Source organism: Stenotrophomonas sp. YJH_SMC_25, from assembly GCF_059369595.1.
In genome coordinates this window covers 38,990-60,237 of record NZ_JCAFSV010000015.1, presented here as the reverse complement: position 1 = coordinate 60,237, position 21,248 = coordinate 38,990, and the positions used below count along the sequence as shown (strand labels likewise).

The following is a 21,248-nucleotide window of genomic DNA, read 5'->3' as shown; positions in this document are numbered from 1 at the left end:
TTGGGAATTGGCCAGGGCATCCTCGGCATCGGCGCCTTCAAGCAGCGCCTGCCACGCCCGGAAGAGGCGCTGCCGGGGCGTGACCAGCCGCTGCCGCTGCACAGCAACCAGCACTTCGTGAACAGCCATCCGCTGAAGGACCGTTTTGCCGGCCTGCAGCAGATCCGTTTCGCGCTGGGCTGCTTCTGGGGCGCCGAGCGCAAGTTCTGGACCGAACCGGGCGTGTACAGCACCTCGGTGGGCTATGCCGGGGGCATCACCCCGAACCCGACCTATGAAGAGGTCTGTTCGGGCCTGACCGGCCACACCGAAGTGGTGCAGGTGGTGTTCGACCCGGCGGTGGTGAGCCTGGAGCGCCTGCTGCAGCTGTTCTGGGAGAGCCACGACCCGACCCAGGGCATGCGCCAGGGCAACGACACCGGCACCCAGTACCGCTCGGCGATCCACGCCACCGACGAAGCCCAGTACAAGGCCGCGCTGGCCAGCCGCGAGGCCTACCAGGCGCAGCTGGATGCGGCTGGCTACGGCCCGATCACCACCGAGATCGTGTACCCGGCACCGGCGTACTACTACGCCGAGGACTATCACCAGCAGTACCTGGCGAAGAATCCGAACGGCTACTGCGGCATCGGCGGCACCGGCGTGAGCTGCCCGATCGGGTTGGATGTGGAGGCGCCGCGCTGACGCGCGGTGGTCCGCCTGCGGCGGGCAACGTCAACGGCTGAAAGCCAAGGCCAAGGCCAAAGCCAAAGCCAAAGCCAAAGCCAAAGCCAAGCGGCTCTGGTTTGCTGTGAGTTTGGCGGGACGGGTGCAGATGGCGGGACACGCCGTAAACCCGTCCTTGGGGGCTCGGCCACGGTATCCATGCCGTGGACGGTCCCGCCATCTGCACCCGTCCCACCTTCGACAGTTTTCCGGTGACGGTGGGCGAGAGCATTGGTTACTGACGAACTGAAGAAAAACAAAAAGGACGCGGCGTTCGCCGCGTCCTTTTTGTTTGATCCTGCAGTACTTTCTGTAGAGCTGAAGGCAGCGGCAGGAGCCGCTGCCAACGTCGCTTGCGCGACGGCCCGGAGGGTGCCGGTCAGGACGACCGGCATAGCCATGCTCGGCTCCGAGCAAGCGAAGCGCGCGACCCGCTGTTGCTCTTCTTTCTTTCTTCCGTGGCGGGCGGCCACAGGAAACTGTCAGAGGGCGGGCGGGTTGGGTTCGCGGGAGTGTCCGCCGCATGGATGCGTCGGCCAAGCCTCCAGGGATGGATTCACGGCGTCTCCCGCGAACCCAACCCGCCCGACCCAGCACGGCTGTTGCTCTAGCAGTCAGTCGAGCAAGCTCGACTCTACCGACCCGCCACGAGGGGCTCAGCCGTTGGCAGTAATCCTCACAGTGCCGCGCGGATCCGCTCGCGCAGTGCTTCCAGATCCTTGGCAAACGCCTCGATGCCGGTCGCCAGCTTCTCGGTGGCCATCGGATCGGCCGCCAGGTCCGCCGCGAACTTCGCCGCATCGATCGGGGTCAACGCTGCGCCATCAGCCGCACCGGCCACCAGCTTGCGCGGCAGCTCGCCGTGGTCAGCGTCCAGCTTCTCCAGCAGGTCCGGCGAAATCGTCAGGCGGTCGCAGCCGGCCAGCGCTTCGATCTGCGCGGTCGAACGGAACGAGGCACCCATCACCACCGTCGGCGAACCGCGGCGCTTGAACTCGGCGTACACGCCACGCACGAACTTCACGCCCGGGTCTTCGTCGATGGTGGCCGGGGTCTGGCCGTTGGCCACGTACCAATCGAGGATACGGCCGACGAACGGCGAGATCAGGAACGCGCCGGCTTCGCTGCAGGCCAGCGCCTGGGTCGGGTTGAAGATCAGGGTCAGGTTGCAGTCGATGCCCTCGGCCTGCAGGATGCGCGCGGCTTCCACGCCTTCCCAGGTCGCGGCGATCTTGATCAGGATCTTCTCGCGCGGCACGCCGGCATCGGCATACATCTGGATGAACTGGCGGGCCTTGGCCACGGTGGCGGCGGTGTCGTGGGCCTGGTCGGCATCCACTTCGGTGGACACGCGGCCCGGCACCAGCGTGCTCAGCAGCGCGCCGACGCCGATGGTCAGGCGGTCGGCCACGGCGTGCACCACGGCTTCGCGGTCGCCACTCTGCTGGCGGCCCCAGGCCAGTTCGCGTTCGATCAGCTCGGCGTAGACCGGCAGGTCCAGCGCCTTCTTCACCAGGGTCGGATTGGTGGTGCAGTCCACCGGCTGCAGGCGCTTGATCGCCTCGTAGTCACCGGTATCGGCAACGACCACGGACAGTTCGCGCAGCTGGGACAGTTTGGACGGGGTACTCATTACGGCTCCTGGTGCAGGGGGATCGAATCGCGCGCGGTGCGCAGCGGTAATCAGGGGCGGTCGTTGTGGACCGCAGTCACGCGCAGGCGCAGCTTGCGGCCGCCGGGCGCGTTCCAGTCGATGCTCTGGCCGATCGAAAGGCCGAGCAGGGCACTGCCGACCGGGGCCAGCACGGAAACCTTGCCTTCATCGACGTTGGCTTCGCGGGGGAAGACCAGGGTCAGGACGTGCTTCTCGCCCGACACTTCATCTTCGCACTCCACGCGCGAATGCATCATGACGATGCCTTCGGGAATCTGGTCCGGTGCCAGCACGGTGGCCCGGTTGAGTTCTTCAGCAAGCGCGAGCGCGGCAGGCGTCTGGCTCAGCGCAGGGGATTCGAGCATGGCGTCCAGGCGGTCCATGTCGAAGGTGGAAACGGTGATCGACGGCGGCAGGCCGCTGGCGGTACTCATGGTGAAGCTCCTTGGTTGAAAGCCATGCAAAAGGCGGCACCTGCTGGCGCCGCCTGTCTGTATTGTGGGGACAAATGCGGCCGGAATCGACTCCTGCCGATTCCAGGCCGGTGCTGTGGGGGTTCAGCCGTTCAGGGCGGGGCCGGGCAGAGCAGTCGCTTCGCCGGTGGCATTCACCGCATCAAGGGTGAACAGCGCCTGCGGCAGGCGCTTGAACTGGTCGGCCAGTTCCATCAGGAAGTCGTTCATGGCCGAGCTGCGGCGCCAGATCATGGCGATGCGACGGCTGGGACGGCCCTCGCCGGTGAAGTCGAGCAGGCGGATGTTGTTCGATCGCGGCACCGGCGGCTGCACCGACAGGCTGGGCAGCAGGGTGATGCCGACGTCGGCGGCAACCATCTGCCGCAGCGTCTCCAGGCTGGTGGCGCGGAACTCGGACTTCTCGTTGGCGCCGAACAGGCGGCACACTTCCAGCGCCTGGTCGCGCAGGCAGTGGCCATCTTCCAGCAGCAGCAGCTTCTGCGTGGCCAGTTCCTGCACATCCAGGTGTTCGCGGCGGGCCAGCGGGTGGCGCCCGGACACCGCCAGCAGGAACGGTTCCTCGAACAGGAACTCGGCGTGCAGCTGGTCGTCGATTACCGGCAGCGCCAGCAGCGCGGCGTCCAGCTTGCCTTCGCGCAGGCGGTCCAGCAGCACATCGCTCTTTTCCTCGACCAGCAGCAGTTCCAGCTCCGGGAAGCGCTCGCGGATGCGTGGGATCACATGCGGCAGCAGGTACGGACCGAGGGTCGGGAAGATCCCCAGGCGCACCGTCCCGGCTTCCGGGTCGCGGCTGCGTCGCGCCGCTTCCTTCAGCTGCTCCACTTCGGACACGATCACCCGTGCTCGTGCCGCCGCTTCCTGGCCGGCCGGGGTCAGCATCACCTTGCGCGGTGCGCGTTCCACCAGCGGCAGGCCCAGTTCTTCTTCCAGCTTGCGGATCTGCGTGGACAGCGTGGGCTGGCTGACAAAGCAGGAGGCGGCAGCCCGGCCGAAATGCTTGTGGTCGGCCAGGGCTACCAGGTACTTCAGATCACGTAGGTTCATCCTTACACCCCAGGGGTAACGGACCGGCTGACGGCGTGGTTACCCGACAGGCAGACAATGTTCCCGGTGATCTGGGAACGGTGGATCAGGCCGCTTCAGCAACGGCACCGCTGCTGTTGCTCACCGACGAGCGGATCAGGTGGTCGAACGCGCTCAGTGCGGCGGTCGAACCGGCGCCCATGGCGATGATGATCTGCTTGTAGGGTACCGTCGTGCAATCGCCAGCAGCGAACACACCCGGCAGGTTGGTCTGGCCGCGGTCGTCGATGACGACCTCGCCACGCGGCGACAACGCCACCACATCCTTCAGCCACTCGGTGTTGGGCAGCAGGCCGATCTGCACGAAGATGCCTTCCAGCTCGACGCGGTGGGCGTCGCCGCCGATGCGGTCCTTGTAGACCAGGCCGGTGACACGGCTGCCGTCACCCAGCACTTCGGTGGTCTGTGCGCTGGTCAGCACGGTGACATTGGCCAGGCTGCGCAGCTTCTTCTGCAGCACTTCATCGGCGCGCAGGCTGGAATCGAACTCCAGCAGGGTTACATGCGACACGATGCCGGCCAGATCGATGGCCGCTTCCACGCCGGAGTTGCCGCCGCCGATCACCGCCACGCGCTTGCCCTTGAACAGCGGGCCATCGCAGTGCGGGCAGTAGGCCACGCCCTTGTTGCGGTACTGGTCTTCGCCCGGCACGTTCATCTGCCGCCAGCGCGCGCCGGTGGACAGGATCACCGAACGCGACTTCAGCACCGCGCCGTTCTCCAGCTGCACCTGGACCAGGCCGTCTTCGCCGGCCGGCACCAGCGCGCTGGCGCGCTGCAGGTTCATGATGTCCACCTCGTACTCGCGCACGTGCTGTTCCAGTGCCGTGGCCAGCTTCGGGCCTTCGGTCTCCTTCACCGAAATGAAGTTCTCGATCGCCATGGTGTCCAGCACCTGGCCACCGAAACGCTCGGCGGCGATGCCGGTGCGGATGCCCTTGCGTGCGGCGTAGATCGCCGCTGCAGCACCGGCCGGGCCACCGCCCACCACCAGCACGTCGAAGGCGTCCTTGGCGGCGATCTTCTCGGCATCGCGCTTGCTGGCATTGGTGTCCAGCTTGGCCACGATCTGCTCGAGGGTCATGCGGCCCTGGTCGAACACTTCGCCGTTGAGGTACACGGTCGGCACCGACATGATCTCGCGCTTCTCGACTTCGTCCTGGAACAGGGCACCGTCGATGGCCACGTGCTGGATGCGCGGGTTGAGCACCGCCGCCAGGTTCAGAGCCTGCACCACGTCCGGGCAGTTCTGGCAGGACAGCGAGAAGTAGGTTTCGAACCTGTACTCGCCTTCCAGGTTCTGCACCTGCTCGATCAGCTCGGCGGTGGCCTTGGACGGATGACCGCCCACCTGCAGCAGCGCCAGCACCAGCGAGGTGAACTCATGGCCCATCGGCAGGCCGGCGAAGGTCAGGTGGATGTCTTGCCCCGGGGTGCCCAGGTCGAAGGACGGCACGCGGCCCTGGCCATCGCGCAGCACCTGCAGCGAGATCTTGTCCGACAGGCTTTCCAGGGTCTGCAGCAGTTCCAGCATCTCCTGCGACTTGGCGCCGTCGTCGGCGTGCGCGGTGATCTGGATCGGGCGGGTCACGCGCTCCAGATAGGTCTTCAGCTGCGACTGCAGGTTGGCGTCCAACATCGGTCTTCTCCTGGCTTCAGGCAAACAGGGGGCGTGGCACCGCTGTACAAGGTAGCGGACCAGCTGGGGGTAGGGGTGAACCCAAGACAGCGACCGTGGAAGGGGCTGGCTGGCCAAGGCGGGCGAGCGTTGGCTGTCTTGGGTTCACCCCCACGCCGGTAGGGCACCGGCATGGGGACGAAGGGCGCGCCGTGGCGTGGGGCCACGGAAGGCCGGTACTGCGTTAGATCTTGCCGACCAGGTCCAACGACGGGGTCAGGGTCTTCTCGCCTTCCTTCCACTTGGCCGGGCAGACCTGGTTCGGGTTGGCGGCGGTGAACTGGGCAGCCTTCAGCTTGCGCAGGGTCTCGGAAACGTCACGGGCGATCTCGTTGGAGTGGATCTCCAGGGTCTTGATCACGCCTTCCGGGTTGATGATGAAGGTGCCGCGCAGCGCCAGGCCTTCTTCCGGAATGTGCACGCCGAAGGCGTTGGTCAGCTGGTGGGTCGGGTCGCCGACCAGCGGGAACTGGGCCTTGCCGACGGCCGGCGAGGTTTCGTGCCACACCTTGTGCGAGAAGTGGGTATCGGTGGTGACGATGTAGACCTCGGCGCCAGCCTTCTTGAACTCGGCGTAATGGTCAGCCGCGTCTTCGATCTCGGTCGGGCAGTTGAAGGTGAAGGCGGCCGGCATGAAGATCAGGACGGACCACTGGCCCTTCAGGCTGGCGTCGGAAACCTTGATGAACTCGCCATTGTGGTAAGCGTTGGCTTCGAACGGCTGGATCTGGGTGTTGATCAGGGACATCGTTTTTCCTCTGGTGAAGGGGAGTGGGTGAATCGACAGGAGCTAGGTTACCGACTCACTGGCGATAAGAACAATCCATTGATTGCATCTATTTGATAGATGGAGTCTATCATTTGGTCATGAGCAGGCACTGAACCCTGCCGCTCCCATCCTGCAACTGGCTGTGTGACAAGGGAAATCTCCCGGAGGCGCGGAAAGGGGCCGATAGCCCCTCCTTATTCCCTCCGGCAGAACCTGAACGGATTGCAGCTTTTTGCAGTGTCGAGCCACGCTCGACTGCGGCTCTACAATTGCGGCATGTCTTTCCAAACCGAACCCTCCCTGCGCCAGACCGTGGCTGAGGCCAGTGCCCGTCTCGGCGGCATCGAGGCCCGCCACGAGGCTGAACTGCTGCTGCTGCACGTACTGGACCGCCCGCGCAGCTGGCTGTTCGCCCACGCCACCGATCCGCTGGCCGCCAATGACCAGGCCGCCTTCGAGGCGTTGCTGGCCCGCCGCGTGGCCGGTGAGCCGGTGGCCTACCTGACCGGCCGTCGCGGATTCTGGACGCTGGACCTGGAGGTCGACCCGGCCACGCTGATCCCGCGTCCGGAAACCGAGCTGCTGGTCGAGCTGGCGCTGGAGCGCCTGCCGCCAGACCAGTCGCTGCAGCTGGCCGACCTGGGCACCGGCAGTGGTGCGATTGCACTGGCACTGGCCAGCGAACGGCCGCAGGCGCAGGTGCTGGCCACCGACGCCAGCCCGGGCGCGCTGGCCGTGGCCGCGCGCAATGCCGCCCGCCATGATCTGCGCAACGTCCGCTTCGCTGAAGGCGGGCACGACTGGTATGCACCGCTGCAGGGCGCGCGTTTTGATCTGATTGCCAGCAACCCGCCGTACATCGCCAGCGACGATCCGCATCTGGAGCGGGGTGACCTGCGCTTCGAGCCGGCCACCGCACTGGCCTCGGGTCCGGATGGCCTGGACGACATCCGCCGCATCGTCGACGGTGGCCAGGCCCACCTGCTGCCCGGCGGCTGGCTGCTGATCGAGCACGGTTGGGACCAGGGCGAGGCGATCCGCGCGCTGTTCGACGCGGCGGGGTTTGCCGAGGTGCAGACCGTGCAGGATCTGGAGCAGCGCGACCGCATCACCCTGGGCCGGCGTCCGGCCTAGAATGGAGGTTCTCCTGCCACGGCAGGGCATCACCCTGGAGCTGCAAGCATGCGTACGCTGTACCCCGCCATCACCCCCTATGACGTCGGCACCCTGAAGGTCGACGACCGCCACACGCTGTACTTCGAGCAGTGCGGCAACCCGGACGGCAAGCCGGTGGTGATGCTGCACGGTGGCCCGGGCGGTGGCTGCAGCGACAAGATGCGCCAGTTCCACGACCCGTCCAAGTACCGCATCATCCTGTTCGACCAGCGCGGTGCCGGCCGTTCCACCCCGCACGCCGACCTGGTGGACAACACCACCTGGGACCTTGTTGCCGATATCGAGAAGCTGCGCGAACACCTCAAGGTCGATCGCTGGCAGGTGTTCGGTGGCAGCTGGGGTTCGACCCTGGCGCTGGCCTATGCCGAAACCCATCCGCAGCGCGTGACCGAACTGGTCCTGCGCGGCATCTTCATGCTGCGCCGCTGGGAGCTGGAATGGTTCTACCAGGAAGGCGCCAACCGCCTGTTCCCGGATGCGTGGGAGCACTACCTCAAGCCGATCCCGTCGGTGGAGCGCCATGACCTGATCTCGGCCTTCCACCGCCGCCTGACCAGCGACGACGAAGCCACCCGCCTGGAAGCGGCCAAGGCGTGGGCGGTGTGGGAAGGCGCGACCAGCTTCCTGCATGTCGATGATGACTTCATCAACAGCCACGAAGACCCGCACTTCGCGCTGGCGTTTGCCCGCATCGAGAACCACTACTTCGTCAACGGCGGCTTCTTCGAGGTGGAAGACCAACTGCTGCGCGACGCGCACCGCATCGCCGATATTCCCGGCGTGATCGTGCACGGCCGCTACGACGTGGTCTGCCCGCTGGCCAATGCCTGGGACCTGACCAAGGTCTGGCCGAAGGCGAAGCTGGAAATCACGCCGGCCTCGGGCCATTCGGCGTTCGAGGCCGAGAACGTGGACGCGCTGGTGCGCGCCACCGACAGCTTCGCCTGATCGGTAGTGCCGGCCGCTGGCCGGCAACGCCGCACCGGTAGCGCCGGGCCATGCGCGGCGCTATCAACCCTCATCCACGCATGGCGTGGATCGACCACAGCCTGGTAGTGTCGGCCGCTGGCCGGCAAACCTGAAACGGGTGGATTCCTGCAGGCGCCGGCCAGCGGCCGGCGCTACCAATCCCCGGCCAGCAACGCGTCGGCCAGCACCTGCAGCTTCGGCGAATGCTGGCGCGACGGTGGGTAGATCAGCGACAGCGCACGGCTGCGACCTTCAAACGGCTGCAGCACACGTTGCAGGCGGCCGTCAGCCAGCGCGTCGGCCACCGCGAAATCCATCACCTGCACGATGCCGATGCCGGCGATGGCCGCTTCCACCAGCGGATCGCCGCTGTCGAACACCATCCGCGTCGGCGGCGTGAACTCGCGCAGTTGCCCGTCCTGCAGGAACTGCCAGTCCACCAGCCGGCCACTGCGCAGGTTGCGCACCGCCAGGCAGGCGTGATCCTGCAGCGCGGCCACATCGTCGGGCGCGCCACAGCGGTCGAGGTAGTCCGGGCTGGCCACCGTCACCCATCGCAGCGGACGCAGCGGGCGCGCGACTATGCGCTGGTCGGCGATGACGCCGGTGCGCAGCGCGGCGTCGAAACCTTCCTCGACCAGATCGACCAGGCGGTCGCTGAGCACCGCCTCCACCTGCAGTTGTGGATGCCGTTGCAGCAACGGCCCCAGCAGCGGCACCAGCACCTTGCGCCCGAACATCGACGGCGCACTGATCTTCAACGTACCCGAGGGCGTGCACGGGCGGTCGGCCAGTTGCCGCTCGGCATCGTCCAGGCCGGCCAGCAGCGGTGCCACCTGTTCCACGAACTGGCGGCCATCCGGGGTCAACGCCACGTTGCGGGTGTTCCGCTGCAGCAGCTTTACCCCCAGCGTGGCTTCCAGCCGCCCGATCGCGCGCGACAGGCCGGACTGGCTCAGGCCCAGCTGCCCGGCAGCGACGGTGAAGCTGCGTGCCTCGGCCACCTGCACCAGCATGCGCACGGCATTGAGGTCCAACGAGGATCCATTCATGCCGAAAATCATGACAGATATGGTCGGGCAGGGGTTTATTGATTGGCCCGCATCAATGAGACTGCGCTCCCCCATCGATCCAGACCGCCGATGCCTCCCCTCAAATACCCGCGCTGGGCGTTGACCCTGCTGGCCACCGCGCAGCTGATCATCGCCCTGGACGCCACCATCATCTTCGTCGCCCTCCATGACATGGGCCGCGCGCTGCAGATCAACGCGCAGCAGCTGCAGTGGGTGGTCAGTGCCTACACCGTGGCGTTCGGTGGCAGCCTGCTGCTGGGTGGCCGCGCCGCCGACCTGATTGGCCGTCGCCGTTTCTACCGGCTGGGCATGCTGCTGTTCGCACTGGCGTCGCTGCTCGGTGCGTTGGCGCCGAATGCCACCTTGTTGATCATCGCGCGCGCCGCGCAGGGCGTCGGTGCGGCCCTGCTGTTCCCCGCCACGCTGGCACTGATCAACACGCTGTACGCCGAAGGCCCGGTGCGCAACCGCGCGCTGGCGATCTGGAGCATGGCCAGTGCGGTCGGCCTGGCGCTGGGCACGCTGCTCGGTGGAGTGCTGACCCAGGCGTTCGGCTGGCCGGCGGTGCTGGCGGTGATCGTGCCGCTGGCCACGGCGTGCGCGGTCGCAGCCGGTGCGTGGTTGCCGTCCGATGGTCCAAGGGTGCGCGGCCGCTCCTTCGATCTGGCCGGTTGCCTGACCGTCACCGCCGGCGGCAGCCTGCTGGTCACTACCCTGGTTCAAGGGCCGGAGTGGGGCTGGACGGCACCGGCCACGCTGATCTGCCTGCTGCTTTCAGCCGTGCTGTTGACGGTGTTCGTACAGATCGAAAAACGCAGCCGTGACCCGCTGATGCAGTTTTCGCTGTTGCGCCTGTCGGGCCTGCGCGCGGCACTCGGCCTGACCTTCGCCTTCATGAGCAGCTATGGCGTGCAGTACTACTTCCTGGCGCTCTACTTCCAGGATGGCTATGGCTGGAGCCCGCTGCAGGCCGGCATGGCCTTCCTGCTGCCGACGTTGGTGTGCACCTTCGGCATCCGTATTGCCGAACGCATGCTGCGGCGCCGTTCGCCAAGGCAGGTACTGGCCTGGGGCTTCGCCGCCGGTGCCAGCTACTGGCCGCTGCTGCCGGGCATCGTGGTGCTCAGCATCGGCCAGGGCATGAGCTGGACAGCGATGTGGATCGTGGCCGGGCAGGGCGTGCCGGGTCCGCAGCAAGGCGTCGCGTCCGGCATGGCGGCCACCGCCCAGCAGATCGGCGGCGCGTTGGGACTGGCGGTGCTGGTGATGGTGGCCAACGCCGCGCGCGGCACGCAGGCCGCAACCAGTGCCGACGCCCTGCAAGGCATGGTCAATGCACAGTACGGCGCCGCGTTGTTCGCCGCGCTCGGCGTGGTGATCGCGCTGGGCCTACGCCCGGCGCCGGTCGAATCGGCCGCCACCGTCTGCCCGGTCAGCGATGCATGATTGAAGGCGCTGCCGTGGGTGGATGTGCCACGCCTGCGGTGGTGCCGGCCGCTGGCCGGCAACCTCGGGGTGGTTGGATCATTGAGGTTGCCGGCCAGCGGCCGGCACTACCGATCCGGAATGGATCCACGCGCGTTCAACCGAACGCCAGCAACTGCGGCTGCAATGCGCTGAAGATCCGCGCCAGCCGCTCCGCCCACGCCTGCTGCCCAGCCACATCGGCAATCAGGTCCTGGCGGATTTCCAGTTCCACGTGCACCAGCCCGCGGCCTTCGCCATGCACCGGCACTGCGTAGTCGCTGGTGCTGCTCACCGAATACGGTTCATTGTCACCAACCACCAGGTCGCCTTCCTCGCGCAGTGCCTGCAGCAAGGCATGGGCGAAGCGCGTGTCCTGGTGGTACAGCACGCCGGCATGCCACGGTCGCTGCGCGCCGTTCATCGCCGGAGTGAAGCTGTGCATCATCACCAGCAGGGTGGGGCGGCCGGCATCTCGGCGCGCATCCAGTTCCGCGTCGATGCGCGCGTGGTAGGGCGCGTGGATCGCATCGATACGCTGCTGCCGCTGTGCCGCCGACAGCCCGGCATTGCCCGGCACCACGGTGTGGTCGCTCACCTCCGGAATCAGCGTCGGCGAGGCCAGCGGGCGGTTGCAGTCGATCAGCAGCCGCGAATAGGTCTGTTCGATGGCCCAGGCATCCAGCCGTTCGGCCAGTGCGCGGGTGGTGCCGGCAATGCCGATGTCCCAGCCGATATGGCGGTCCAGTTCGGCCTGCGGCAAGCCCAGGCCTGCGAGGGCACGCGGCACCTGCTGGCCGGCATGATCGGCCAGCATCAGGTACGGCGAGGCACCCTGAGGCCGGTGGATCGTATGGATCGCCGGGTCGTCGGCGCCGAGCAGCGCCGGCAGCGCGTGCAGGTCGGCGTCAGCCACGCGGGCGTCCGTCCAGGTGATGCTCGATCATCCACAGCCCGGCCCAGAGCTTGGCGTCCAGCTCGTAGCCTTCGCCCATCTTCTGCACCAGCCAGGCCGCTGCCTCACTGCGCGGAATCTCGTGCACGATGATGTCTTCGCTGTCGTCACCACCGCCCTCGCCAACGCGGCGCAGGCCGGTAGCGCGCACGAAAGCGATCTTCTCGCTGCTGGCGCCGGAAGAGGTCGGGCCGATCAGCAGCACTTCGGCGTGATCGGCGGTCCAGCCGGTTTCTTCTTCCAGTTCGCGCACGGCCGAGACTTCGATCGATTCGCCGGCGTGGATGTCGCCGACCAGGCCGGCCGGCATCTCGATGGTGGGTGCCTGCAGCGGCACGCGGAACTGCTCTACGAACAGCACGTTGTCCTCGGGGGTGACGGCGATGATGATCGCGGCCAGGCCACCGGCGTGGGTACGTTCGCTGTATTCCCAGGTGCCGCGCACCAGCATGCGCTGGTACTTGCCTTCATAGACGACACGCGGGGCTTCGGTGTTGCGCTGGCTCATGCGGGCTCGCTGTGGGTGGGAAGAATATCGGGCACGCCGGCGGCATCGAACAGCCGGCGGCGGGTCATCGGGCCGAAGCGCAGGGTCTGGCACAGGCCGCCGAGCAGCTCGGGATCGGCCGCCTGGCGCAACAGGCCGGGCTGGCTGCCTTCCAGTGGCGCGTCCAGCGCGATGGTGGTCAGCTGGCGCCAGAGCTGGGCGTGCTCGCGCTGCTCGCGCAGGCGCACCGCCATCTGGGCGGCGCCGCGCAGGCGCAGGAACGGCACTTCGTCCAGGCGTTCGTACAGCGCATCCATGCTGCCGAAATGGGCCAGCAGCACGGCGGCGGACTTGCTGCCGACGCCACTGATGCCGGGAATGTTGTCCACCGCATCGCCGCATAGCGCCAGGTAGTCGGCGATCTGGTGCGCGTGCACGCCGTGCCGCGCCTTCACTCCGGCCACGTTCCAGCGCTGGTTGCGTGCGTAGTCCCACTGCTCGTCGTGATCCAGCAGCAGCTGCGACAGGTCCTTGTCGGCGGAGATGATCACGCCGCGGTGGCTGCCACGATGCACATGCAGGGCGCTTCCGATCAGGTCGTCAGCCTCGTATTCATGGTGGGCCAGAACGGCGAGGCCCAACGCTGCGCACAGCGCCTTGCAGTGCACGAACTGGCGCTTGAGCGCCTCCGGCGCCGGGTCGCGGTTGGCCTTGTAGGCGGGGTACAGGCGGTGGCGGAAGCCACTGTCCAGCGCTTCGTCGAAGGCGATGGCGATGTGACGCGGGCGTTCGCGCTCGAGCAGGTCCAGCAGGAAGCGGGCGAAGCCGTGCACGGCATTGGTCGGCCAGCCCTGCGCGTCCTGGAACTGGTCGGGCAGGGAGTGCCACGCGCGGAACACATAGATGCTGGCGTCGACCAGGTACAGCGACGGCGGTGGTACCGGCAGGGTCATGCCGGAGGCGTCCAGTCGCGCAGCAGGATGGCAGGGTCCGGACGCTCGCGCTCGGGCACGGCGGCCTTCGGCGTGCCGATATGGATGAAACCGGCGATGCCTTCGCCCTCGGCCAGGCCCAGGTAGGCGTGCACGGCGGGGTCGAAGGCCATCCAGGCGGTCAGCCACTGCGCGCCGAAGCCCAGCGCCTGTGCGGCCTGCAGCAGGGCGAAGCAGACGCAGCCGGCGGTCATCAGCTGCTCCTGCTCGGGGACCTTCGGGTCCGGGCGCGGGCTGGCCACCACCACGATCACCAGCGGCGCATGGCTGAAACGCTGGCGATCCTTCTCGAACACGGCCTCGCCCGCATGCGGGTCGCGTTGGCGGCTGCGCTCGGCCAGGAAGTCGCCCAGAGTGTGACGTGCATCGCCGGCGATCTTCAGGAAGCGGAACGGTACGCGCTTGCCGTGATCGGGCACGCGCACTGCCGAAGCCAGCATCCGCTGCAGGGTGGCCGGGTCCGGGCCGGGCTCGGCCAGTTGCCGCGAAGGCACAGAGCGGCGGGCATCCAGGGCGAGCAGGGCGGCGGGGTCGGGCATGGAGTCTGAACCGGTCATCACGGAGGTTTGATTATAGTCGGGGTGGTCAAAGACACCGTCTGTGTCGCGTCTGGCCTTTGAATACCAAACTGTGATGAACGTCATGCCACTGGCGGGAAACGGACGGCCGCTTCCCCTCGCCTCGCAGGCCTTGCACGGCTTACGATATCTACCTTGCCGGGCCGCCGGTCATGAGGTTTGAAGTGAGGACTGTTTCACTGTCCGTGACGGGCTGGCCGGCCTACCATCGACGTACCGGTACATGGGGTGTGCCGGTTGTCGCGATGTCCACGTTGTCTGTCGTACCAGAGAAGGTGGGGAGCCTTCCCGAATGATGAGCGCGCCCACACCGATGGGATCGCCGGGCCGTGACCCGGCCCAGCTCCAGCGTGCCCGGGACATGGTCCTGCCCGCGCTGTGCCAGGCCTTTGGCGCGGCACTGGCGCGCTTCGACGATGCCCTGTTCGACCGGGCCGGCAATGCCGGTTCGTCGCAGCTGCTGTTCCTGGATGCGATGCGCGAACTGCGCCGCCGCCGCGAGGACATTGCCGGTGCCTTCTCTGGCCACCTGCAGCGGGCCTGGGATGCGCTGGCCAGTGGTGAGCCCATGTCGGCCGAATCGACGCTGTCCGGCCCAGCCGAGGATGGCCTGAGCCTGCTGGCCGAGCACGTGCTGGAGTCGCGGCTGGCGGTGCGCAATTTCGCCACGGTGCTGCTGCGTGACTTCAAGCCGGTGCTGGCGCGGCTCGACCGTCGCCTGGGCCGTCTGGTCGGCGGCGCCGAACTGGATGCCGACCATAATCCCATCAGCCCCGAACACCTGGGCGTGGCCATCCACGAAGCCTTTGCCGGCTGTGAACTGGCCCCGGAAGTACACCTGGTGCTGATCAAGCTGTGCGAGCGCGACCTGCGCGCGCCGGTGGGTCGCATCTACGAGAAGCTGGACGAGCAACTGGCCGCGGCCGGGGTGATGTCGCAGATGGGGGCGCCGCGGCGTCCGCCGTCGGCCGCGCCCGACCCGCGCATGGCCTCGGGCCTGGATGACCTGGTGGAGCAGCGCCCGGGCTCGGGCCTGGACGGCGAATTCGGTGATGACGAGCAGGCCGCGCCGGCCTGGGCGCAGCGCTTTGCCGCACGCTGGTCCGAGCGGCGTGGCCACATGCAGCAGCACCTGGGCGCCGAAGGCAGCGGCACCGGCGAGGCCCATGCGGGCCAGCAGGGCATGCTGCTGGAGGCGCTGCACGAACTGCTGCAGCAGACCCGCCACGTGCGCGAGGACGCGACGTCGGCCGCACAGGTGGCGATCGGCCAGCAGCGTCCGCTCAGCCAGCGCGAGATGATGTCGGTGCTGTCGCTGCTGCAGGCCACGCCCAGCGCGACCCTGCGCGCAGCGATCGGCGAGGACGGCGAATCGTTGGCGCAGCGGTTGAAGAGCGAAGTGCTGTCCAGCGCCACCCGTCTCGGTGTCGACCCGGGCCAGACCCGGCTGGACCCGCAGGACGAGGATGCAATCGACCTGGTGGGCATGCTGTTCGACGTGATGCTGGACGAGCGCGAACTGGAAGGCCGCTCGCGCGAGTTGATCGGCCGCCTGGTGGTGCCGTTCGTCAAGGTCGCCATGCTCGACCGTCGCATGTTCGTGCAGAAGACCCATCCGGCGCGCAAGCTGCTCAACTCGCTGGCCGAGGCCTGCGAAGGCAACACCGGCGAAAGCCAGGCCGAGCGCATGCTGATGGCCAAGGTCGAGGAGATCATCGAGCGCCTGGTCGCCGAGTTCAACGAGAACCTGGCGATCTTCCTGACCCTGGAAGAAGAATTCCGCGAGTTCCTCGTGCAGCATCGTCGCCGCGTGGAAATCGCCGAGCGTCGCGCCGCCGAAACGCAGCGTGGCCAGGAAAAGCTGGAAATGGCCCGTACCCGTGCCGGCGCCGAGCTGGACCGCCGCATTGGTGATGCCACCCTGCCGCCGGCCATCGCTGAATTCCTGCGCCAGCCATGGCAGCACCACCTGACCCTGGCGCTGCTGCGCGAAGGCGAGGAGGGCGCATCGGTGGCCGAAGCGCTGAGCCTGGGCGACGGGCTGCTGGAGGAAGTGGCCGAGGCCCGCCGCCAGATCGTCGGCAAGCCGTGGCTGCAGACCTGGCAGCCGGCGCTGGCCAAGGTGTTCGCCAGCGTGGGCGTGCATGGCGACGCCGCCACCGGCGCCATCGATGCCCTGCATGACACCCTGCAGGGCATTGCCGAATCGCGGCCGGAACTGCAACGCGCGCTGCCGGAACTGCCGCAGGTGGCACTACCGACCCCGCCGGTGGCCGAATCGCCGGCGGTCGAACTGGGCGGGCAGATCGATGCCGATGATTTCGACAATGCCGACGCCGATCGCTTCCGTCGCATGGAGATCGGCAACTGGCTGGACTTCGTCGACAAGGACGGCAAGGTGCAGGCCGGCAAGCTGTCCTGGGTCAGCCCGATTTCCTCGCGCCTGCTGTTCGTCAACCGTCGCGGCGTGCGCTTCTGCGTGGCCTCGCCGGAGGAACTGGCGGTGATGGTGCGGCTGGGACGCCTGCGCGCCCATGTGGATGACGGTGCGTTCGACAGCGCGATGCAGGGTGTGATCGATCGGCTGGACCCGGGCAGCGCCACGCTGCACTGAGTGGAGCCGCCTGCTAGGATCGGGAAAACTCACCGATCAGCGGGGACCTGCATGGCCGTGGCGTTGCTGGGGATCAAGGAGACCGCGCCGGGCGAACGGCGCGTGGCGCTGACGCCGGAAACCGCGCGCAAGCTCGGCGCCCTCGGCATTACCGTCTGGTACGAGGCCGGTGCCGGTCTGGCCGCAGGTTTCACCGATGCAGCCTATGACGATGCCGGTGCCCGCGCATTCGACGCCGGGCGCTGGACCGAAATCGACATCCTGTTGTGCGTGCAGGCGCCGCCGGCGGCGGTGCTTGAACAGCTCAAGCCGGGTGCCACCGTGGTTGGCCTGTTGACCCCGGCCAGTGATCCGGGCCTGGCGGCACTGGCTGCCGATGACCGCCTGCACCTGTTCCCGCTGCAGCAGCTGCCGCGTACCACCCGTGCGCAGGCGATGGACGTGCTCAGTTCGCAGGCCGGCATGGCCGGTTACAAGGCCGCGCTGATCGCCGCCGAACGCGCACCACGTTTCTTCCCGATGCTGACCACCGCTGCCGGCACCGTGCGTCCGGCCAAGGTGCTGGTGATCGGTGCCGGCGTGGCGGGGCTGCAGGCCATTGCCACTGCCCGGCGTCTCGGTGCACAGGTGGAAGGTTTCGACGTGCGTCCGGAAACCCGCGAGCAGATCCAGTCGCTGGGCGCGCGCTTCCTCGATCTTGGCGTGAGCGCGGCCGGTGAAGGCGGCTATGCGCGTGCGTTGACCGAAGAGGAACGTGCCGAGCAGCAGCGCCGGCTGGCCGACCACCTGCGCAGCGTGGATGTGGTGATCTGTACTGCAGCGGTACCGGGGCGACCGGCGCCGACGATCGTGACTGCCGCGATGGTGAAGGGCATGGCCACCGGCAGCGTCATCGTGGACCTGGCTGCCGAGAGTGGCGGCAACTGCGCACTGACCCAACCGGGGCAGTGCATCGAGCATCAGGGCGTGACCATCGATGGTCCGCTGGGCCTTGCCAGCCGCGGCGCCACCCAGGCCAGCGAGATGTATGCGCGCAACCTGCTCAACTTCGTCGCGCTGTTCGTGAGCGAAGGGCAGCTTGGTTTCGACTGGGAAGACGAGCTGCTGGCGAAGACACGCTGGCAGGCGTGAACGACATGGGGTCAGATCCCTTTGCCTCTGGCAAAGGGATCTGACCCTGGTTCCCGGAATCTGCCAGGGGGCGGATCCCTTTGCGCCAGCAAAGGGCTCTGCCCCTGTTCCTCGCGGCGTTTCAGCGCGGCTTCGCCGGCGGTGGGTTGTCGCGCACCCAGTCCTTGCGTTGTTCCGGCGTCATCTGCGACCAGCGCTCGCGCAGTGCGTCGCGCTGCGCGGGCGGCAGTTCCCGCATCTGGCCGAACAGGGCCCGGGCCTGCTCACGCTGTTCCGGGCTCATGTGCTCGAAGCGGCGCAGGCCACGGCGGGCCTTGTCGCGCTCCTCCGGGCTCATCGTCTGCCAGCGCTGGCCATGCGAGAGCATGCGCTGGCGCTGGCCGGCATCGGCGCTGTTCCAGCGGTCGCGCAGTGGCACCAGCAGCGATTCCCGCTGCGCTTCGCTCAACTGTTCCCAGGCCGGCAGCGGCGTGGCCGGCGCAGGGCGTGCCGCAGGGGCGGGCGCGGCGCTCTGCGCCAGCGCCGGGAGGGCCGGCAGCAGCAACAGGGTCATCAGCAGGGGCAGGGTGTGCAGTCGGGACATGATTCACTCCATCGCCAGGTCGGTATCGCCCAGCCACAGGTACAGATCGGGATTTTCGTCGTAGAGCGCGCTGTTGTCTTCCACCGAGGCCAGCACAGGTGCCGGCGCGGGGCCCGTCAGCGTGCCATGGCCAGTGAACTGCAGGCCGATACCCAGCGCCACCACCAGTGAACAGGCGCTGGCCAGCCACCAGCGCAGGCGCCCGTGCCGGGTCGCGCTGGCGCCGTGTCGGGCCTGGCGCAGGCGTGCCAGTGTGGCCGGCGACAGCGCGTGCAGCGACTGCGCGTGCAGGCTGCGCAGGGTGTCATCGGAAGGCAGGGAGCGGTTCACGGGTGGATCTCCAGGTAGTCCTGCAGCGCCTGCCGGGCGCGTGCCAGATGGGTTTTTACCGCGCCTTCGCTGCAGCCCATGGCGCGGGCGGTGGTGGCCCCGTCCAGGTCCTGCAGCACGCGCAGGGTGAAGGCCTCGCGCTGGCGGGCGGGCAGGCGGCGCAACGCGTCCACCAGCTGCTGGTACTGCTGGCGCTGTTCATGCGCCTGTGCCGGGTCCGGGCCGGGATCGGCCCAGTCGATCTCGCCGCCTTCCGCGTCCTGGTTGTCGCCCCAGAACGGCAGGCGGAAGCGGCGCCGGCGCTGCACGTCGATCACGCGCCGGCGCAGGATGCTCCAGAACAGCGGCGCCCATTCGGCTGCCGGCTTGTCGGCGTAGTCCAGCATGCGCAGCAGCGCGTCCTGCACCGCGTCCATGGCGTCTTCGCGCTGGCGCAGGCCGGCCTCGGCGAAGCGGAACGCGCGCGGGCCAACACTGGCCAGGAACGCTTCCAGCGATGCCGGCAGGGCATCGGTCTCGGCGCTCGGGGGGACGGGGCTGCTCACCAGCACAGGGTACGGTTCCTCGCTCGGGGTCACCATCGACAACGCGTGAGCGCCACTTCGGTTGACGCCGGGTGCACGCCGGGTTCAGCCCATGGTTATGATGGGCCGACGAAGACAGAGCGGGAGCGTTGCCAGTGAGTGACGGGTTCGTAGCGCTGTACATCTTCATGGTGGCCGCCATCGCCGGCCACGTGATCATTTCGCGGGTGCCGGTGATCCTGCATACCCCGCTGATGTCGGGCTCCAATTTCATCCACGGCATCGTGCTGATCGGCGCGATGGTGGTGCTGGGGCACGCGCAGACACCGTTGGAGAAGGCTCTGGGCTTCCTCGCCGTGGTGCTCGGTGCCGGCAATGCCGCCGGTGGCTACGTGGTCACCGCGCGCATGCTGGAAATGTTCAAGCCGAGCGCGCCCAAGGGCGGCAAGGACGAGCCGAAGGAGCCGCAGGCTTGAACATCAGCACCGTCGAACTGCTCGATTGGCTGGTCAAGGCCAGCTACCTCGTCGCCGCCACGCTGTTCCTGCTGGGCCTGCAGCGCATGGCCTCGCCACTGACCGCGCGCAGCGGCATCCGCTGGGCCGGACTGGGCATGCTGCTGGCCACGGCGGCGACCTTCTTCCTTCCCGAACTGCACAACGTTCCGCTGATCCTGGTGGCGCTGCTGCTGGGCGCGGGCCTGGCCTGGTGGTCGGCCGGCAAGGTTGCCATCACCGACATGCCGCAGATGGTGGCGCTGTACAACGGCATGGGCGGTGGCTCGGCAGCGGCGATCGGCGCGGTGGAGCTGCTGCGCTACGCCTTCCTTGCCAACCGCGATACCAGCCACTGGAGCGCGCAGGCGCTGGCCGACCTGGCCGCGCGCCAGCCGTCGGGCACGGTGCTGCTGCTGGCGGTGGTCGGCGCAGCGATCGGCGCGGTGTCGCTGTCCGGCTCGGTGATCGCCTGGGCCAAGCTGGATGGACGCCTGGACAAGCGCGTGACCTGGCCGGGCCAGCAGGTGATGAACCTGCTGGTGGCGCTGGCGGTGGTGGTACTGGCGATCATCGCCGCCAGCACGCTCAGCACCTGGGCGATCGTTGCCTTCTTCGTACTTGCGCTGACGCTGGGCGTGCTGATGACGCTGCCGATCGGTGGCGCCGACATGCCGGTGGTGATCTCGCTGTACAACGCGTTCACCGGCCTGGCGGTGTCGTTCGAAGGTTACGTGCTGGGCAACGAAGCATTGATCATCGCCGGCATGATGGTCGGCGCGGCGGGCATCCTGCTGACCCGTCTGATGGCCAAGGCGATGAACCGGCCGATCCGCAACGTGCTGTTCTCCAACTTCGGCGGTGGTGCTGGTGGCGAAGCGCAGGCGATCAGCGGCTCGCAGAAGCCGATCGAAGCGGCTGACGTCGCCGCGATGATGGCCTTCGCCGAGCGCGTGGTGATCGTGCCTGGCTACGGCATGGCCGTGGCGCAGGCGCAGCACAAGATCTGGGAGCTGGCGCAGCGGCTGGGCCAGCGCGGGGTGAAGGTGAAGTTCGCGATCCACCCGGTGGCCGGGCGCATGCCGGGGCACATGAACGTGCTGCTGGCCGAAGCGGGCGTGCCCTACGACCTGATCGCGGACATGGACGACATCAACCCGGAGTTCGCCAACACCGACGTGGTGCTGGTGATCGGCGCCAACGACGTGGTCAATCCGGTCGCACGAACCGATCCGGCCAGCCCGATCTACGGCATGCCGGTGCTGGACGTGGTCAATGCGCGCAACGTGGTGGTGATCAAGCGCGGCAAGGGCACCGGCTTCGCGGGCATCGAGAATGCGCTGTTCTACGCCGACAACACCCGCATGCTGTATGGCGACGGTGCCGAAGCGGCAGCCTCCCTGGTCAGCGAGTTGAAGGCGCTCGACGGCGGGCATTGAGGACCGGGGGCGGATCCCTTTCCGCAGGAATGGGCTTTGACCCCTTTGCCGGCCAGCGGCCGGCACTACCGCAT

At 67.8% G+C, this 21,248-nt stretch carries 21 protein-coding genes; 8 read left to right on the top strand and 13 right to left on the bottom strand.

Annotated features, from left to right (window positions below; genetic code table 11):
* Positions 1–18: 18 nt before the first annotated feature.
* Positions 19–684 carry a peptide-methionine (S)-S-oxide reductase MsrA gene (gene msrA / locus AC5P7E_RS17750; protein ID WP_049418682.1) on the top strand — a complete coding sequence of 222 codons (666 nt, stop codon included), beginning with the start codon at positions 19–21 and terminating at the stop codon, positions 682–684.
* A gap of 697 nt (positions 685–1,381) precedes the next feature.
* Here the strand turns inward: msrA and AC5P7E_RS17745 are convergent.
* From AC5P7E_RS17745 to ahpC, 5 genes are all read right to left on the bottom strand, one after another.
* A complete protein-coding gene (locus tag AC5P7E_RS17745) occupies positions 1,382–2,338 on the bottom strand; it encodes a transaldolase (protein ID WP_111117628.1) in 957 nt (318 codons plus the stop codon).
* Between the two features lie 50 nt (positions 2,339–2,388).
* A complete protein-coding gene (gene rnk / locus AC5P7E_RS17740; RefSeq protein WP_005408156.1) occupies positions 2,389–2,793 on the bottom strand; it encodes a nucleoside diphosphate kinase regulator in 405 nt (134 codons plus the stop codon).
* A gap of 123 nt (positions 2,794–2,916) precedes the next feature.
* The gene (locus AC5P7E_RS17735) at positions 2,917–3,879 is read right to left on the bottom strand and encodes a LysR substrate-binding domain-containing protein (protein ID WP_005412310.1); all 963 of its coding nucleotides are present in this window, start codon (positions 3,877–3,879) and stop codon (positions 2,917–2,919) included.
* Between the two features lie 85 nt (positions 3,880–3,964).
* A complete protein-coding gene (gene ahpF / locus AC5P7E_RS17730; RefSeq protein ID WP_005412311.1) occupies positions 3,965–5,557 on the bottom strand; it encodes an alkyl hydroperoxide reductase subunit F in 1,593 nt (530 codons plus the stop codon).
* 223 nt (positions 5,558–5,780) lie between these two features.
* Positions 5,781–6,344: an alkyl hydroperoxide reductase subunit C gene (gene ahpC / locus AC5P7E_RS17725; RefSeq protein ID WP_005408159.1), complete on the bottom strand. Its 564-nt coding sequence runs from the start codon at positions 6,342–6,344 to the stop codon at positions 5,781–5,783.
* A gap of 297 nt (positions 6,345–6,641) precedes the next feature.
* On the opposite strand from ahpC, the gene prmC reads away from it, so the two are divergent.
* On the top strand, positions 6,642–7,499 hold the full coding sequence (prmC, locus tag AC5P7E_RS17720) for a peptide chain release factor N(5)-glutamine methyltransferase (RefSeq protein WP_005408160.1): 858 nt from the start codon (positions 6,642–6,644) through the stop codon (positions 7,497–7,499).
* A 48-nt stretch (positions 7,500–7,547) separates the two neighbouring features.
* Complete coding sequence (gene pip, locus AC5P7E_RS17715; RefSeq protein ID WP_005408161.1) at positions 7,548–8,489, top strand: prolyl aminopeptidase; 942 nt, start codon at positions 7,548–7,550, stop codon at positions 8,487–8,489.
* A 173-nt stretch (positions 8,490–8,662) separates the two neighbouring features.
* Here the strand turns inward: pip and AC5P7E_RS17710 are convergent, their stop codons facing one another.
* On the bottom strand, positions 8,663–9,562 hold the full coding sequence (locus AC5P7E_RS17710; protein ID WP_231347532.1) for a LysR family transcriptional regulator: 900 nt from the start codon (positions 9,560–9,562) through the stop codon (positions 8,663–8,665).
* A gap of 90 nt (positions 9,563–9,652) precedes the next feature.
* On the opposite strand from AC5P7E_RS17710, the gene AC5P7E_RS17705 reads away from it, so the two are divergent.
* A complete protein-coding gene (locus AC5P7E_RS17705; protein WP_495222859.1) occupies positions 9,653–11,029 on the top strand; it encodes an MFS transporter in 1,377 nt (458 codons plus the stop codon).
* Positions 11,030–11,165: 136 nt separating this feature from the next.
* On the opposite strand, the gene AC5P7E_RS17700 is transcribed toward AC5P7E_RS17705, so the two are convergent.
* Genes AC5P7E_RS17700 through AC5P7E_RS17685 form a run of 4 tightly spaced genes read right to left on the bottom strand, consistent with a single transcriptional unit; the run spans position 11,166 to position 14,020 of the window.
* Positions 11,166–11,963 (bottom strand): N-formylglutamate amidohydrolase, encoded by a 798-nt coding sequence (locus tag AC5P7E_RS17700; RefSeq protein ID WP_062607744.1) that lies wholly within the window; start codon positions 11,961–11,963, stop codon positions 11,166–11,168.
* Positions 11,956–12,510 (bottom strand): NUDIX hydrolase, encoded by a 555-nt coding sequence (locus AC5P7E_RS17695; RefSeq protein ID WP_062607743.1) that lies wholly within the window; start codon positions 12,508–12,510, stop codon positions 11,956–11,958. The genes AC5P7E_RS17700 and AC5P7E_RS17695 overlap by 8 nt, the downstream gene beginning before the upstream one ends.
* The gene (locus AC5P7E_RS17690; RefSeq protein ID WP_005408166.1) at positions 12,507–13,442 is read right to left on the bottom strand and encodes a 5'-3' exonuclease; all 936 of its coding nucleotides are present in this window, start codon (positions 13,440–13,442) and stop codon (positions 12,507–12,509) included. Before AC5P7E_RS17690 ends, AC5P7E_RS17695 begins: the two co-directional genes overlap by 4 nt.
* Entirely contained in the window at positions 13,439–14,020 is a 582-nt protein-coding gene (locus tag AC5P7E_RS17685; protein ID WP_043033804.1) for a nitroreductase family protein, read from the bottom strand. The genes AC5P7E_RS17690 and AC5P7E_RS17685 overlap by 4 nt, the downstream gene beginning before the upstream one ends.
* Positions 14,021–14,351: 331 nt before the next feature.
* Between AC5P7E_RS17685 and pacR the strand changes: the two genes are divergently transcribed.
* Both pacR and AC5P7E_RS17675 read left to right on the top strand, forming a co-directional pair.
* Entirely contained in the window at positions 14,352–16,673 is a 2,322-nt protein-coding gene (gene pacR / locus AC5P7E_RS17680; RefSeq protein WP_043033779.1) for a PacR family protein, read from the top strand.
* 51 nt (positions 16,674–16,724) lie between these two features.
* On the top strand, positions 16,725–17,804 hold the full coding sequence (locus tag AC5P7E_RS17675; protein WP_088610977.1) for an NAD(P) transhydrogenase subunit alpha: 1,080 nt from the start codon (positions 16,725–16,727) through the stop codon (positions 17,802–17,804).
* Positions 17,805–17,925: 121 nt separating this feature from the next.
* On the opposite strand, the gene AC5P7E_RS17670 is transcribed toward AC5P7E_RS17675, so the two are convergent.
* From AC5P7E_RS17670 to AC5P7E_RS17660, 3 genes are read right to left on the bottom strand one after another with little or no spacing between them, the layout of a single operon-like run.
* Positions 17,926–18,387 carry a DUF3106 domain-containing protein gene (locus tag AC5P7E_RS17670; protein WP_242877866.1) on the bottom strand — a complete coding sequence of 154 codons (462 nt, stop codon included), beginning with the start codon at positions 18,385–18,387 and terminating at the stop codon, positions 17,926–17,928.
* Between the two features lie 3 nt (positions 18,388–18,390).
* Positions 18,391–18,717, bottom strand: a complete 327-nt coding sequence (locus tag AC5P7E_RS17665; RefSeq protein WP_012479218.1) for a hypothetical protein — start codon at positions 18,715–18,717, stop codon at positions 18,391–18,393.
* On the bottom strand, positions 18,714–19,298 hold the full coding sequence (locus AC5P7E_RS17660) for an RNA polymerase sigma factor (RefSeq protein WP_088610976.1): 585 nt from the start codon (positions 19,296–19,298) through the stop codon (positions 18,714–18,716). Before AC5P7E_RS17660 ends, AC5P7E_RS17665 begins: the two co-directional genes overlap by 4 nt.
* A 98-nt stretch (positions 19,299–19,396) precedes the next feature.
* Between AC5P7E_RS17660 and AC5P7E_RS17655 the strand changes: the two genes are divergently transcribed.
* Positions 19,397–19,717 carry an NAD(P) transhydrogenase subunit alpha part 2 gene (locus tag AC5P7E_RS17655; RefSeq protein WP_088610975.1) on the top strand — a complete coding sequence of 107 codons (321 nt, stop codon included), beginning with the start codon at positions 19,397–19,399 and terminating at the stop codon, positions 19,715–19,717.
* Complete coding sequence (locus AC5P7E_RS17650; protein WP_012479220.1) at positions 19,714–21,174, top strand: NAD(P)(+) transhydrogenase (Re/Si-specific) subunit beta; 1,461 nt, start codon at positions 19,714–19,716, stop codon at positions 21,172–21,174. Before AC5P7E_RS17655 ends, AC5P7E_RS17650 begins: the two co-directional genes overlap by 4 nt.
* Positions 21,175–21,248: the final 74 nt, after the last annotated feature.